Source organism: Pantoea sp. GD03673, assembly GCF_029844725.1.
Lineage (GTDB): Bacteria > Pseudomonadota > Gammaproteobacteria > Enterobacterales > Enterobacteriaceae > Pantoea.
Genome location: NZ_JAOCKJ010000005.1, coordinates 343,304 through 358,917, shown reverse-complemented (window position 1 = coordinate 358,917; position 15,614 = coordinate 343,304). Strand labels below are relative to the sequence as shown.

At 61.2% G+C, this 15,614-nt stretch carries 12 protein-coding genes; 9 read left to right on the top strand and 3 right to left on the bottom strand.

The window, feature by feature from the left end:
* Positions 1–28 precede the first annotated feature (28 nt).
* Complete coding sequence (gpmB, locus tag N5J69_RS12040; RefSeq protein WP_279770535.1) at positions 29–676, bottom strand: 2,3-diphosphoglycerate-dependent phosphoglycerate mutase GpmB; 648 nt, start codon at positions 674–676, stop codon at positions 29–31.
* 204 nt (positions 677–880) lie between these two features.
* Between gpmB and yjjX the strand changes: the two genes are divergently transcribed.
* Positions 881–1,399: an inosine/xanthosine triphosphatase gene (gene yjjX / locus N5J69_RS12035; protein WP_279770533.1), complete on the top strand. Its 519-nt coding sequence runs from the start codon at positions 881–883 to the stop codon at positions 1,397–1,399.
* Here the strand turns inward: yjjX and trpR are convergent, their stop codons facing one another.
* Both trpR and sltY read right to left on the bottom strand, forming a co-directional pair.
* Positions 1,400–1,720 (bottom strand): trp operon repressor, encoded by a 321-nt coding sequence (gene trpR, locus N5J69_RS12030; RefSeq protein WP_279770531.1) that lies wholly within the window; start codon positions 1,718–1,720, stop codon positions 1,400–1,402.
* Positions 1,721–1,765: 45 nt separating this feature from the next.
* The gene (sltY, locus tag N5J69_RS12025; RefSeq protein WP_279770530.1) at positions 1,766–3,685 is read right to left on the bottom strand and encodes a murein transglycosylase; all 1,920 of its coding nucleotides are present in this window, start codon (positions 3,683–3,685) and stop codon (positions 1,766–1,768) included.
* 271 nt (positions 3,686–3,956) lie between these two features.
* On the opposite strand from sltY, the gene atzF reads away from it, so the two are divergent.
* From atzF to urtE, 8 genes are all read left to right on the top strand, one after another.
* On the top strand, positions 3,957–5,753 hold the full coding sequence (gene atzF / locus N5J69_RS12020; protein ID WP_279770529.1) for an allophanate hydrolase: 1,797 nt from the start codon (positions 3,957–3,959) through the stop codon (positions 5,751–5,753).
* Between the two features lie 2 nt (positions 5,754–5,755).
* On the top strand, positions 5,756–9,373 hold the full coding sequence (gene uca, locus N5J69_RS12015) for an urea carboxylase (protein WP_279770527.1): 3,618 nt from the start codon (positions 5,756–5,758) through the stop codon (positions 9,371–9,373).
* Positions 9,374–9,382: 9 nt separating this feature from the next.
* Positions 9,383–10,084: a GntR family transcriptional regulator gene (locus N5J69_RS12010; RefSeq protein WP_279770526.1), complete on the top strand. Its 702-nt coding sequence runs from the start codon at positions 9,383–9,385 to the stop codon at positions 10,082–10,084.
* A 27-nt stretch (positions 10,085–10,111) separates the two neighbouring features.
* Positions 10,112–11,380 carry an urea ABC transporter substrate-binding protein gene (gene urtA / locus N5J69_RS12005; RefSeq protein ID WP_279770667.1) on the top strand — a complete coding sequence of 423 codons (1,269 nt, stop codon included), beginning with the start codon at positions 10,112–10,114 and terminating at the stop codon, positions 11,378–11,380.
* Between the two features lie 102 nt (positions 11,381–11,482).
* Positions 11,483–13,048: an urea ABC transporter permease subunit UrtB gene (gene urtB, locus N5J69_RS12000; protein ID WP_279770525.1), complete on the top strand. Its 1,566-nt coding sequence runs from the start codon at positions 11,483–11,485 to the stop codon at positions 13,046–13,048.
* Entirely contained in the window at positions 13,048–14,121 is a 1,074-nt protein-coding gene (gene urtC / locus N5J69_RS11995; RefSeq protein WP_279770524.1) for an urea ABC transporter permease subunit UrtC, read from the top strand. Before urtB ends, urtC begins: the two co-directional genes overlap by 1 nt.
* Positions 14,118–14,909, top strand: coding sequence for an urea ABC transporter ATP-binding protein UrtD (gene urtD, locus N5J69_RS11990; protein ID WP_279770523.1), 792 nt, complete (start codon positions 14,118–14,120; stop codon positions 14,907–14,909). Before urtC ends, urtD begins: the two co-directional genes overlap by 4 nt.
* A 1-nt stretch (position 14,910) precedes the next feature.
* Complete coding sequence (gene urtE / locus N5J69_RS11985) at positions 14,911–15,609, top strand: urea ABC transporter ATP-binding subunit UrtE (RefSeq protein WP_279770522.1); 699 nt, start codon at positions 14,911–14,913, stop codon at positions 15,607–15,609.
* Positions 15,610–15,614 lie beyond the last annotated feature (5 nt).

Sequence of the window (15,614 nt, the reverse complement as noted above, 5' to 3'; positions counted from 1 at the left end):
CGTTATCGCAACGGCAGCCCTTATGCACTCAGCGTTGCAGCTCGTCGAGCGCAGGCGCATCCAGATGGGAAATGTCTCCCGCTGTCTCCACAATCCAGCCCTCTGCCAGCCAGGCGCTCTGCTGATAATCAACGCGTGAAAGAGAGCAGTTACGCAGGCGCAGACGACGTTCAGCATAAGCGGGCAGACCGAGAATCGTGCTGACCAGCGATCCCAGCGCCATACCGTGACTGACAAGCAGCGGACGGCTTCCGGCAGGAAGATCGAGACAGGCATTCAGCGCGGCGTGCATACGCGTTGCCATCTCCGTCATCGACTCCCCTTCAGGAATACGACCGCCTTCGGTGCCGTTGACCAGCGTGGCACGCCACTGCTCTTCTTCTGCCGTTAAACCATCCAGCGGACGTTTTTCCAGCACGCCCATATTCAGCTCACGCAGGCGCGGATCCAGCGTCACTGCGCAACCACAGGCATCCGCAATAATCTCTGCGGTGCGGCGCGTACGCCCCAGATCGCTGGCAATCACGTGCGTAATACCCAGATGCTTCACGCGCTCACCCACCTGATAAGCCTGTTGCTCACCTTTTTCCGTCAGCGGACTGTCGGACTGCCCCTGAATGCGGCGTTCCGCATTCCATACCGTTTCACCGTGACGAACAAGATAGACCTGTAGCATGTTAGTTTCCGTTATACTGCGACAAAAATTGTCTCAGAGCCTGTCCCATCAGGCACCATTGTTGCGGGGAGTCTGGACACGGAGCGTGCGGAATGACCCGGCGTACACGGCGTACGTGAGGATCGTGGCACGGCTCAGGTTCAGACCCGCCCGTAAACTTGCCTGATGGGCCAGGCTCTTAATCACCTGAGGGTTCAATCAATTATGTACCATGTTGTCGCAGCCACAACCAACCCAGCGAAGATTCACGCGATTGCTCAGGCTTTCAGCGACGTTTTCGGCGAGGGATCCTGCCATATTGAAGGGGTCGGGGTCGATAGCGGCGTAGCAGCACAACCGTTAACCAATCTTGAAACGCGAACGGGCGCACGTCAGCGCGTGATGAATGCCCGCCAGGTCCGGCCTGAAGCCGCGTTCTGGGTTGCCATTGAGGCGGGTATTGAAGATGACACCGCGTTTGCCTGGATGGTGGTGGAGAACCAGAAGCAGCGTGGCGAGTCACGCTCGGCCAGTTTCACCCTGCCACCGGTGGTGCTGGCGGGTCTGCGCGAAGGCCGTGAACTGGGCGAAGAGATGGCGCGGTTAACCGGCATCGAAAACATTAAACACCAGGGAGGGGCTATCGGGGCGTTCACGAACGGCCTGCTCAGCCGCTCCAGCGTCTATCATCAGGCACTGATTCTGGCGCTCTGCCCGTTCGTCCATTCGCTCTATCAGCAGTAATCAGGCGCGTCCCAGACGCGCTTCCAGCCAGCGTTTCAGCTCCGGCGGTGCCTCTTTCAGGCTGTTCGAGCCGCGGGTAATGGTCGCAATGCCGACGCCAAGCTCATTTTTCAGCTCGCGCTGGCTCATTTCACCGTTCATCAGCTCTTCGATAATCCGCAGCCGGGTGCCGAATGCTTCCCGCTCATCAGGCGTCATCATCAGTTGCATCAGTGGCAATGCATGACCATCAGCAAAGGCCTGCTGCATCAGCACCACAAAGCGTTGCCAGCTGTCTTCTGGCGGATGCGCATCGGTAGAGGGGGAATCATACTGGGTCATGAAGAGGCTTCCGTACTCGCTAAAGAGTACGGAAGCTTAGCACAGCTAGTAACGGCGATTCCACTCAGCATCTGACAGGATGCTGTCAGGCTTGCCCATGAAGTGACGATAGTAGGCGTCATACGCCAGCACATTCTTCACGTAGCCACGCGTTTCCGAGAACGGAATGGTCTCAATGAACGCGACGGCATCGAGATTGCCCGCACTGGTTTTCTGCCAGCTTCGCACCCGGCCCGGCCCGGCGTTATAGGCCGCAGAGGCGAATATCCGGTTCTGGTTGAACTGCTGATAAACGTATTCCAGATACTGGGTACCAATCTGGATATTGGTTTCCGGATCGAGCAGCTGACTGGTGTTGCTGTAGCCAGGAATGTCATACATCTTCACGGTATGCGCTGCGGTGGCGGGCATAATCTGCATCAGACCACTGGCCCCGACCGGCGAACGCGCTTTCGGGTTCCAGGCACTTTCCTGACGCGAAATCGCCATCGCATAGCTCGGCGGGATCTGTTTGACCTCGGTGTTACGCTCATAAACGCTCTGCCAGGCCAGCGGGAAGCGCTCTTTCAGGCTGTCCCACATTTTTGCGGTAATGGTCGCCTGCACGCTGAGATCCCACCAGTCCTGCTCATTGGCGTAGCGCGCCAGCATCTGCTGCTGCGTGTGGGTGCGGCTGGCAATCAGATTGCTCCACTCGCTGCGTGCCAGATTATCCAGCCCCCAGTACATCAGCTCACGTACACGGGCCAGCTCCGGCCCCTGCACCGTGGCACTGTCAGGCTTCGGCGCTTCATCTACCTGTAACGGGTAGTCAACGCCCAGCCGCTGGGCGGCCACCATCGGATAGAAGCCACGCGCCTGCATCAGCTTGCGCAGGATCTCTTCCGCTTCCTCTTTGCGATCTTTCTCAAACAGCAGGTCAGCCTGCCAGTACTGCCACTCATCTTTCTCTTTGGCTTCCAGCGGCAGGCGGGCGATCCAGGTGTTCAGGCCGCGTCGATCATGCTGCGAGAGCGCCAGTCGTACCCGGCGTTCCACCAGCGCGGTAGACTCACTGTTCATCACCACCGCATCACGCCAGCGCGCCTGCTCAGAGGTGAGATCGCTGCCCATCATGCGCCAGACCACAATCTCTTTCAGCGCCTGCTCATCTTCCGGCCCCATCTTCTGCGCCCGGACCAGAATCGGAATCAGGCTGCGGGCATTTTCCATGTCCTGGCGTGCCACGCGCGTAAAGGCGTAAATCGTTGCCTGGCGGGTGAAGTCGGTTGGCCCGACGGCGCTGGCAAAGGTGCTGACCGTTAACGGGTCCTGCTGCAGCGACTGAATCGCGTCAGACATGGTCTGATAATCGGCAGGTAACGTTTTTGCCAGATAACTGACCAGGCTGTCGTTGCCCGCTTTCATCGCCAGCCGGATACGTTCCAGAATGGTAATGGGTGAAACCTGACCGGAAGCCTGCCAGACCGAGAAGAGCTTGTCGCAGTCTGCGGGCAGCGCCGTGCCGCGCAGCCAGATCTGCTTCGCGCCATCAAACGCAGCCTGCTGCTGACCGGTGGCCCATTTCGCGTAATACCAGTTACAGCGCGCCTGCACCGGCTTAGGTTCGGTCGGGCTGAAGTTCAGCACGCCCTGCCAGTCCTGACGCCAGGCCAGCACATTGATAAAGCGGATGCTGAGCGATCGCGCGGGCGGCAACGTCGGGTATTGACGAATAAAGTTCTGCACGGCCAGAGGGGTCTCCTGATCGAGATCCTGTGCCAGCAGGCGATATTGCAAATAAGGATAGAGCGGATAATCCTGGAGCGTCGGCAGCAACTGATCCACGGTCGCCATCTGATTGCTGTCCCAGGCCTGTTTAATTTGTTGATAACGTTGCCGTTGTTGATCAAGCGAATCGGCCCATGCGCTGCTGGCCGTACCGACCAGGCAGATCCCTATCATCCAGTTACGCCACTTCACCACGTAAATCTCCTCTGTTGCTGGGCGCCGGCGGGTTGCCAGACAGTCTTTCATGCTAACCGGGCCACCGGACTCTTGCCATGTTCTTCACAAAATTTACGCACAGAGAGAGTAAACGCACCGTCATCGCACAGCGTGCGCGCCGTGATTGTGCAGATTATCATCAGAAAATCTTATCGCTGAACGCATTAAACTGTTGAATCATCGCGTTAAAAAAATGGCACAGCCTTTGCTCTGTTGAATTCCATCTTGTATACCAGCTGGAATTCTTTCTATGACTTCTACCTTCGGCCTGACCCTTCCCGACTGGCAGCAACGCTATCAGCAGGCTCCGCAACAGATCACCTCACTGCTGAGCGCCCATCTTGCAGCGCTTAACACCGACGATAATGCCTGGATCTATCTGGCGACACCGGCGCAGTTAGCGGCACAGATTGCGCCGTTGCTGGCGGCCTATCAGCGCGATCCCGGCTCGTTGCCGCTTTTTGGTGTGCCGTTCGCGGTCAAAGACAACATTGATGTGGCAGGCTGGCCCACCAGCGCCGCCTGCCCCGCCTTTACCTATACCGCCAGCGAAGACGCGGTTGCCGTCGCCAGGCTGAAAGCCGCTGGCGCAGTCGTCATCGGCAAAACCAACCTCGATCAGTTCGCCACCGGTCTGGTGGGTACCCGCTCGCCTTTTGGTGCGGTCAGTAACACCTTTGATGCCGATTATGTCAGTGGCGGCTCCAGTTCCGGCTCTGCGTCGGTACTGGCACGGGGTCTGGTCGCCTTTTCACTGGGCACCGATACCGCCGGATCGGGCCGTGTTCCGGCAGGCTTTAACAATATTGTCGGGCTGAAGCCGACAAAAGGCTGGTTCTCAGCGCGCGGCGTCGTGCCCGCCTGCCGCCTCAACGACACCCTTTCGGTGTTTGCGCTGACGGCAGAAGATGCGTTTAACGTCGCCAGCATCATGGGAGGCTATGATGCCGGTGACGCTTACTCGCGCATCAATCCGCGCACCGCACCGGCCAGCCTGCCCGCGCATCCCCATTTTGCTATTCCGGTGAACCCGGAATTTTTTGATGACGCCGCAGCCGAAGCGGCCTGGGATCAGGCACTGGAGGCCTTGCAGGCGGGCGGCGCGACGCTGCACCCCATCGACTTCACACCGTTCCGCAGGCTGGCTGAGCAGCTCTATTACGGCGCCTGGGTCGCCGAACGCACCGCAGCCGTGGGCGGGATGCTTGACCAGCCTGCGGAGATGGACCCGGTGGTACACGAGATCATCGCCAGCGGCCTGAAATACAGCGCGGTTGATGCTTATCAGGCAGAGTATCTGCGGGCCGACCTGACGCGCCAGATTCAGCAAACGCTGGCGCAGTTCGACGCGCTGGTGGTGCCGACCTCGCCCACCATCCATACCCTGGAGGAGATGAAGCAGGAGCCGATTCTCTACAACTCGCACTTCGGCATCTACACCAACTTCACCAATCTTGCCGACCTCTCTGCGCTGGCGCTGCCGGGGCCGTTCCGCAACGACGATCTCCCGGCGGGCATCACGCTGATTGCACCGGCCTGGCACGATCGGGCGCTGGCTGAATTTGGTCTTCGCTGGCAGCAGCAGCTCGCCCTGCCGCTGGGCGCGACCGGTCAGCCCTGCCCCGCCCGGCGCACCCGCCTGCCCGCCTCGCCCGACCATGTCCGGCTGGCGGTAGTGGGCGCACATCTCACCGGCATGCCGCTGAATTTCCAGCTCACCGAACGCAATGCCGTCCGGGTCGAAGAGACGCAGACCGCGCCACACTATCGCCTGTTCGCCCTGCTGGAAGGGGCGATCAAAAAGCCTGGCCTGATGCGGGACGAACAGGGGGCGGCCATCACCGTAGAACTATGGGATATCCCGGTCGCACGTTTTGGCGAGTTTGTGGCAGAGATCCCCGCCCCGCTGGGTATCGGCAGCCTGACGCTGGCTGATGGCCGGGTGGTGAAAGGTTTTATCTGCGAAGGTGCGGCGCTGAAAAACGCGCTGGAAATTACTGAAACGGGCGGCTGGCGCAACTGGCTGGCATCACAGGGGAGTCACTGATCATGTTCACCACCGTACTGATTGCCAACCGCGGCGAAATTGCCTGCCGCGCCATTCGGACCCTGAAGCGCCTCGGCGTGAAAAGCGTCGCGGTCTACTCTGATGCTGACCGCAACGCGCAGCACGTTAAACAGGCAGATGTCGCTATCGCGCTGGGCGGCGACAAAGCCAGCGACAGCTATCTGCGTATCGACAGGATTCTGGCGGCGGCTCAGCAGAGCGGCGCACAGGCGATCTGGCCGGGCTACGGTTTTCTGTCGGAAAGCCAGGCCTTTGCCGAGGCCTGTGACGCGGCGGGTATCGTGTTTGTCGGCCCGACCGCGCAGCAGATTGGTGAATTCGGCCTGAAGCACCGCGCCCGTGAGCTGGCAGCCAGTGCAGGTGTCCCGATGACGCCAGGCACACCGCTGCTTGCCTCACTGGAGGAGGCGTTGCAGGCTGCCGATGAAATTGGCTATCCGGTGATGCTGAAAAGCACCGCAGGAGGGGGCGGCATTGGCCTGACGCGCTGCGCCGACGCCGGGGCGCTCGCCAGCGCCTGGGAGAGCGTGCGCCGTCTGGGTGAACAGTTCTTCAGTGATGCGGGCGTGTTTCTGGAGCGCTGTATCGATCGCGCCCGCCACGTTGAAGTGCAGATTTTTGGTGACGGTAACGGCACCGTGGTGGCGCTGGGCGAACGCGACTGCTCCCTGCAGCGCCGCAATCAGAAAGTCGTGGAAGAGACGCCTGCACCCGGTCTGTCGCAGGCAACCCGCGACGCCCTGCTCGCCTCGGCGGTGCGGCTCGGCGAGCGGGTGAACTACCGCAGCGCAGGCACCGTGGAGTACATCTACGACGTCAGCCAGCAGGCCTTTTATTTCCTGGAAGTGAACACCCGCCTGCAGGTGGAGCATCCGGTTACCGAATGCGTCACCGGACTCGATCTGGTGGAGTGCATGTTGCAGGTAGCGGCGGGCGATGCGGTGGACTGGTCGCGTCTGCAGCAGGCTCCACAGGGCGCGGCCATCGAAGTCCGGCTTTACGCAGAAGATCCGCTGAAAAACTTTCAGCCCAGCCCCGGCCTGCTCACCGGCGTCTCCTTCCCTGATGGCGTGCGGATCGACAGCGGGATCGAAACCGGCAGCGAGGTCTCCAGCTTCTACGACCCGATGATCGCCAAGCTGATTGTGCAGGCCGACACCCGCGAGGCGGCGCTGGAAAAACTGCATCAGGCGCTGGATGCCACGCAGTTGCATGGCATTGCTACCAACCTCGACTACCTGCGCCAGATCACCCGCAGCGACGCGTTTCACAGTGGCAACGTCTGGACGCGCTACCTCGACAGCGTGGTGCCCGCCGCCGCCGTGGTGGAAGTGCTGCAACCCGGCACCTTCAGTTCGGTTCAGGACTATCCTGGCCGCCTCGGCTACTGGGATATCGGTGTGCCGCCTTCCGGCCCGATGGATGACTTCGCATTCCGGCTGGCGAACCGCATCGTCGGTAACCATGACACAGCAGCGGGCCTGGAGTTTACCCTGCAGGGGCCGACGCTGCGTTTCCACTGTGATGCCATTCTGGCGCTGACCGGCGCGGACTGCGACGCCACGCTTGATGGTGAACCGGTCAGCTACTGGCAGCCGCTGGCGGTCAAGGCGGGGCAGACCCTGACGCTGGGACGTGCCCGGCAGGGCTGCCGCAGCTATCTGGCCGTGCGCAACGGCTTCGACGTGCCGGAATATCTGGGCAGCCGCAGCACCTTCTCGCTGGGCCAGTTCGGCGGTCACGCCGGGCGTACCCTGCGGGTGGCCGATATGCTACCGATTTCACAGCCTGAACGGGCTGCCTGCACCACGCCAGCACCGGTCAGCGACCCGCAGCCGCTGGATGCGGCGCTGATTCCGCACTACGGCAGCGAATGGCGCATCGGCGTACTCTACGGCCCGCACGGCGCACCGGACTTCTTCACCCAGGCCGCCATCGACGCGTTCTTTGCCAGTGACTGGCAGGTTCACTACAACTCCAACCGCCTTGGCGTGCGGCTGGTGGGTCCGAAACCAACCTGGACCCGCGCCAACGGCGGCGAAGCGGGCCTGCATCCCTCCAACGTTCACGACTGTGAATATGCCATCGGTGCAGTCAATTTTACCGGCGACTTCCCGGTGATCCTGACGCACGATGGCCCCAGCCTCGGCGGCTTTGTCTGTCCTGTGACCATCGCCAAAGCCGAGCTGTGGAAAGTGGGCCAGGTCAAACCTGGCGACACTATCCGCTTCCACCCGATTACCGCAGACGATGCGCTGGCGCGGGAAAAAGCGCAGATGCATCTGATTGAGACCCTGCGGCCGGAGCATCCGCCGACGTTTGCCGTGCCGTCTCTGGCCGAAACCGCCCACGGCTCCGCCACGATTCTGGCCGCCATTGAGGCTACCGACAGCACGCCAAAAGTGGTCTATCGCCAGGCTGGCGACAAATATGTGCTGATTGAGTATGGCGACAACGTGCTGGATCTGGCACTGCGTCTGCGCGTACACCTGCTGATGAATGCGCTGACGGTGCAGGCGGAGCCCGGCGTTGAGGAGCTGTCGCCGGGTGTGCGCTCACTGCAGGTGCGCTACGACAGCCGCATCATTAATCAGTCTGCCCTGATGTCGCTGTTACTGGCGCTGGAGGCAACGCTGGGCGACGTCAGCACGCTGAAAGTGCCCTCCCGCGTTGTGTGGATGCCGATGGCGTTTGAAGACAGCGCCACGCTGGGGGCGGTCAGCCGCTATCAGGAAACGGTACGTGCCAGCGCGCCGTGGCTGCCGAACAACGTGGACTTTATCCAGCGCATTAATGGCCTGAGCAGCCGCGAGCAGGTGCGCGACACCCTGTTCAGCGCCAGCTATCTGGTGCTGGGTCTGGGCGATGTTTACCTCGGCGCACCCTGCGCGGTGCCGATCGATCCGCGCCATCGCCTGCTGAGTTCCAAATACAGTCCGGCACGCACCTTCACCGCCGAAGGCACGGTCGGCATCGGTGGCATGTACATGTGCATCTACGGTATGGATTCCCCCGGCGGCTATCAGCTGGTGGGCCGTACGCTGCCTATCTGGAACACCTTCCTGAAAAATCCGCAGTTCGCGGCCGATGCGCCGTGGCTGCTGCGCTTCTTCGATCAGGTGCGCTTCTATCCGGTGAGCGAAACCGAACTGAACCAGCTGCGTGAAGATTTCCGTGAAGGCCGCGCCAGCCTGCGCATTGAAGAGACCCTGTTTGATTTTGCCGCCCACCAGCAGTTCCTTACCGAACATGCCGCTGAGATCGCGGAGTTCCGCCAGCGTCAGGCGACCGCCTTTGAACAGGAGGTGCAGCTATGGGCACAGGAGGAACAGAACGCGCCGCAGGCTGATGACGCATCCGTCAGCGTCAGCGACGAGCAGGAAAACGGGCTGGCGGTGCAGGCTGACCTCAATGGCAACATCTGGAAAGTGCTGGTGCAGCCGGGCGATGCGGTCAGCGCCGGACAGACGCTGATCATCGTCGAGGCGATGAAGATGGAGCTGGCAATTGTCGCGCCGCAGGCCGGTCGGGTGACGCGGATTGCCTGCCAGGCAGGACGGCCGGTCAGTCCTGGCGATAACCTGCTGTGGCTGGAATAAGGAGCAGCAATGACAACGCAACCTCACTCCCCTAAAGCGCGCCCGGAAGCCCTGGCTGAACGGGTCTATCAGGCGCTGAAGGCCGATATTTTCGCCTTTCGCCTGATGCCGGGCGATCGCTTCAGCGAAAGCGAAATCGCCGGACGGATGGCGGTCAGCCGCACCCCGGTGCGTCAGGCGCTGTTCCGGCTGGAGCGCGAAGGCTTTGTTGAAGTCTGGTTCCGCAGCGGCTGGCAGATCAAAAACTTCGATTTCGCCTGGTTCGAATCGCTGTATGACCTGCGCACTGTGCTGGAGTGCGAAGCGGTTAAACGCCTCTGCGCCCTGCCAGCTGAGCAGTGTGCCGCCCTGCTCAGCGAACTGAATCAGTTCTGGTGTGAGGCCGGGGCGCTCACCGAAGGGCTGGTGGTATCACAGCATGACGAGGCGTTTCACATGACGCTGGTGGCGGCGGCGGGCAACCCGGAGATGGCGCGCATTCACGCCGAGCTCACGGAGAAGATACGCATTATCCGTCGGCTCGACTTCACCCGTGATGACCGCGTCTGTGCCACCTATCAGGAACATGCACAGATTTTACAGGCCATTTTTCAGCAGCAGACCGGCGAGGCGCAACGCATGCTGACCGATCACATCGCCGTCAGTAAGGCGGAGGTCAGAAAGATCACCCTGCACCGCCTCCAGCAGGCCCGGCTCCAGCTCACCGAATAACATAACAACCACTCAGGGGTTTAAATGATGAAAAGACGTTCGTTGATCAAGGCTTTCGCGCTCTCCGCTACCGTTGTCAGTATGGGTTTCGCCTGGAGTGCGCAGGCGGCTGACACCATCAAAGTGGGGATCATGCATTCGCTCTCCGGCACGATGGCGATTTCTGAAACGCCGCTGAAAGATGTGGCGCTGATGACCATTGATGAGATCAACGCCAAAGGAGGCGTGCTGGGGAAAAAACTGGAGCCGGTGGTGGTCGATCCCGCCTCTAACTGGCCGCTGTTTGCCGAGAAAGCGCGGCAACTGCTGACCCAGGACAAAGCGGCAGTGGTGTTTGGCTGCTGGACCTCGGTGTCACGCAAATCGGTGCTGCCGGTGTTTGAAGAGCTGAACGGCCTGCTGTTCTATCCGGTGCAGTATGAGGGGGAAGAGATGTCGCCTAACGTCTTTTACACCGGCGCGGCACCTAACCAGCAGGCGATTCCGGCGGTGGAATATCTGATGAGCGAAGATGGCGGCAGCGCGAAACGCTTCTTCCTGCTGGGCACCGACTACGTCTACCCGCGCACCACCAATAAGATCCTGCGCGCCTTCCTGCACAGCAAAGGCGTGGCGGACAAAGATATCGAAGAGGTTTACACGCCGTTTGGTTACAGCGACTACCAGACCATCGTGTCGAACATCAAGAAATTTGCGGCTGGCGGCAAAACGGCGGTGGTCTCGACCATCAACGGCGACTCTAACGTGCCGTTCTACAAAGAGCTGGCGAACCAGGGCATCAAAGCCACCGACATTCCGGTGGTCGCCTTCTCGGTGGGTGAAGAGGAGCTACGCGGCATTGATACCAAACCGCTGGTCGGTCAGTTAGCCGCCTGGAACTATTTCGAGTCGATCGATAACCCGACCAACGCGAAATTCGTAGCTGACTACCGCGCTTACGCCAAAGCACACAACCTGCCGAACGCCGCTACCGTCGTCACCAACGATCCGATGGAAGCGACCTGGGTCGGCATCCATATGTGGGCGCAGGCGGTAGAAAAAGCGGGCACGACAGACGTGGACAAAGTGCGGGCCGCGATGGCCGGTCAAACCTTCAACGCGCCGGACGGCTTTACCCTCACCATGGACAAAACCAATCACCATCTGCATAAGCCCGTGATGATTGGCGAAGTGGAAGAGAACGGCCAGTTCAGCGTGGTGTGGCAGACCGACAAGCCGGTGCGTGCGCAGCCGTGGAGCCCGTACATTGCCGGTAACGACAAAAAGCCCGATCACCCGGTAAAAACCGCGCAGTAAGCGTGTGTTGCTGATCGATACGCAGCGTCATCCGCTGTGAAGCGGCAGCACGGCAGCCGTTATCGGGCTGCCGTGCTGACCTCCCCAAACGAGGCTCTCTTAATGAATCTATGTCGCTGTTTTTTCAGCCTGCTCCTGCTGATGCCGCTGCTGGCCAGCGCCGGACCGGCGGCTGACTTTGCGGCCGCCAGCCGCAGCCAGCAGGCTACGCTGCTGCAACAGTGGGCCGCCGCGCCGGACAGTCATCGCCTGCCGCTGCTGGAAGCGCTGAAGGCCGAAACCGTGGTCATCGACCAGAACAAACAGCCGTTCAGCCAGCAGGGTACGACGCTGCAGCCGCTGGACGCCGTGTCGCAGCCCACGGGAAACCTGAAAAAGCTGTTTATGAACAATCGTCTGCGCGTGCTGATTAACAACGCGCTGGCCGCCCACCAGCTGGTTAGCAGCAATGCGGCCCTGCGTCTGCGTGCGGCGCAGCAGCTGCAAAATGAGGGCGTCGCCGACCAGCTGCCGCTGCTGGAGCAGCGTCTGGCCGCCGAGCAGGATAGCGGGGTGCATGCCGCCTTAGCGCTGGCGCTGGCGAACCTGCAACTGGCGGATGGCGAGCCGATGGTGCGCCTGCGGGCGGTGAAACTGCTGGGTGAGTCCAGCGATCCCAATACTCAGGCCAGCCTGCAACGCCTGACCCAGACGGCGAACGAGCCGGACGCCACGGTGCGGGCAGCAGCGGCGGACAGCCTGCAACAGATTCAGAAGCGGCTGATGTGGGGTGATCTGCTGGGCCAGGCCTTCAGCGGCCTGTCGCTGGGCTCAATTCTGCTGCTGGCCGCGCTGGGCCTGGCGATCACCTATGGCCTGCTCGGCGTCATCAACATGGCGCACGGCGAAATGCTGATGCTCGGCGCATACGCGACCTGGTGGGTTCAGAGCCTGTTTCAGCAGTTTGCACCGGACTCTTTAGCCTGGTATCCGCTGCTGGCGCTGCCGGTCGCTTTTCTGGTCACCGCCGCCATCGGCATGGCGCTGGAGCGCACGGTGATCCGCCATCTGTATGGCCGTCCACTGGAGACGCTGCTCGCCACCTGGGGGATCAGCCTGATGCTGATCCAGCTGGTGCGGGTGCTGTTCGGGGCGCAAAACCTGGAGGTGGCAAACCCGTCGTGGCTCTCCGGGGGCTTACAACTGCTGCCCAATCTGGTGCTGCCGTGGAACCGCATCGCGGTGATCCTGTTTGTGGTGTTTGTGCTGGCGCTCACCTGGCTGCTGCTGAACCGCACCCGTCTGGGCATGAACGTGCGCGCCGTTACCCAGAACCGCGCGATGGCGGAGTGCTGCGGCGTGCCGACCGGCCGCGTCGATATGCTGGCGTTTGGCCTCGGCTCCGGCATCGCCGGGCTGGGCGGCGTGGCGCTGTCGCAGCTGGGTAACGTCGGACCGGAGCTGGGTCAGGGCTACATCATCGACTCGTTCCTGGTGGTGGTTCTGGGCGGCGTCGGTCAGCTGGCAGGCACCGTGGTTGCCGCATTCAGCCTGGGGATTCTGAACAAAGTGCTGGAGCCGCAGATAGGTGCCGTGCTGGGTAAGATCCTGATTCTGGTCATTATCGTGCTGTTTATTCAGAAACGTCCGCAGGGACTGTTTGCGGTAAAAGGAAGGGTGACTGACTGATGACGCAACCCATCACGCTTCGCGTGGCGCGCACCGCGCCACGCCTGACAATCAGCGTCGGCCTGGCGATCACCCTGGCGTTACTGGTGATGCCGTTTCTGGCGCTGCTGCCCGCCACACACCCGCTGGCGATCTCCACTTACACTCTGACGCTGGTCGGCAAAATTCTCTGCTACGCGGTGGTCGCGGTGGCGCTGGATCTGGTGTGGGGCTACGCCGGACTGCTGTCGCTGGGTCACGGCCTGTTTTTTGCCCTGGGCGGTTATGCCATGGGCATGTACCTGATGCGCCAGGCCGCAGGCGAAGGTTTACCCGCATTTATGTCCTTTCTCTCCTGGCGTGAGCTGCCCTGGTTCTGGACCGGCACCGACTCTTTCGCCTGGGCGCTCTGTCTGAGTATGCTGGTGCCAGGCCTGCTGGCGCTGCTGTTTGGCTTCTTCGCCTTTCGCTCGAAGATTAAAGGCGTTTACTTCTCCATCATGACCCAGGCGCTGACCTACGCCGGGATGCTGCTGTTCTTCCGTAACGAAACCGGTTTTGGCGGCAACAACGGCTTCACCGGCTTTACTACCCTGCTCGGCTTTTCGGTGACGGCGACCGGTACCCGCATCGGGCTGTTTATCGCGACGGTGCTGTTGCTGCTGCTGAGCCTGGTCATCGGCTTCGCCCTGGCGCGCAGTAAATTTGGCCGCGTGCTGACCGCAGTGCGGGACGCCGAAAACCGCCTGACGTTCTGCGGTTACGACCCCCGCGGCTTCAAGCTGTTTGTCTGGACGCTCTCCGCCGTGCTGTGTGGCCTGGCCGGGGCGCTCTATGTGCCGCAGGTCGGCATTATCAATCCGGGGGAGATGTCACCCGCCAACTCGATTGAAGCGGCGATCTGGGTCGCGCTGGGGGGACGCGGCACGCTGATTGGCCCGCTGTTGGGTGCGGCAATTGTTAACGGTGCGCGCAGCTTTTTCACCGTCGCCTTCCCGGAATACTGGCTCTTCTTCCTGGGCCTGATGTTCATCCTGGTGACGCTATTTCTGCCGCATGGCGTGATTGGCCTGCTGCGCCGGAGGAAAAAATGAGTGATGCCCTGTTTACCCAACCCCAGTTGGCGGATCGTCATCGGGCGCAGCGCGATCCGGTGCTGCAACTGGAGAAGATCAGCGTCTCCTTTGAGGGCTTCCGGGCGCTGACCGATCTTTCACTGCAGATCGGCGTCGGCGAACTGCGCTGCGTGATCGGCCCCAACGGCGCGGGTAAAACCACGCTGATGGATGTGATCACCGGCAAAACCCGGCCTGACTCTGGCCGGGTGATCTACGACCAGGACAGCGATCTGACCCGCCTTTCACCGGTGGAGATCGCCCGCGCCGGGATAGGCCGCAAGTTCCAGAAGCCCACGGTGTTTGAGGCGTTAACCGTGTTTGAGAATCTGGAGATCGCGCTCAAAGCCGATAAATCAGTCTGGGCCAGCCTGCGCGCCCGCCTCAGCAGCGAACAGCGCGATCGGATCGATGAGGTGCTGAAACTGCTGCGGCTGGGTGGCGAGCGCCAGCGCCGTGCGGGCCTGCTGTCGCACGGCCAGAAGCAGTTTCTGGAAATTGGCATGCTGCTGGTGCAGGAGCCGCATCTGCTGCTGCTGGATGAACCCGCTGCGGGCATGACCGACGCGGAAACGGACTACACCGCCGAGCTGTTTCGCAGCCTGGCGGGTAAACATTCCCTGATGGTGGTGGAGCATGACATGGGCTTTGTTGAAACCATCGCCGACCATGTCACGGTGCTGCATCAGGGACAGGTGCTGGCCGAGGGTTCACTGCGCGACGTGCAGGCTAATGAGCAGGTTATCGACGTTTATCTGGGGCGCTAAAATGTTACAGGTCACTGAACTGAATCAATATTATGGCGGCAGTCACATTCTGCGCGGCCTGTCGTTTGAGGTAAAAATTGGCGAAATCACCTGTCTGCTGGGGCGCAATGGCGTGGGAAAAACCACGCTGCTGAAGTGCCTGATGGGGCTGATCCCGGCGAAGTCAGGTGAGATTCACTGGCAGCAGCAACGAATGAATGGCCGCAAGCCGCACCAGCGGGTACAGGCTGGCATCGCCTATGTGCCGCAGGGGCGGGAAATCTTTCCGCGTCTGACGGTGGAAGAGAACCTGCTGATGGGTCTGTCGCGCTTTCCGGCAGCTGCGGCGCGTAACGTGCCGGAGGAGATCTATCAGCTTTTTCCCGTGCTGCTGGCGATGAAGTCACGCCGGGGCGGCGATCTCTCTGGCGGTCAGCAGCAGCAGCTGGCGATCGGTCGGGCGCTGGCCTGCCGGCCACAGCTGTTGATTCTTGATGAGCCAACCGAAGGGATCCAGCCCTCGGTGATCAAAGAGATCGGCGCGGTGATCCGCCAGCTGGCGCAGCGCGGCGATATGGCGATTCTGCTGGTGGAGCAGTTTTATGATTTCGCCGCCGAACTGGCGGACAGCTATCTGGTGATGTCACGTGGGGAAATCGTGCAGCGTGGCCGCGGCGACACCATGGAAGCAGAGGGTGTGCGCGGCCTTGTGGCCATTTAACCCCA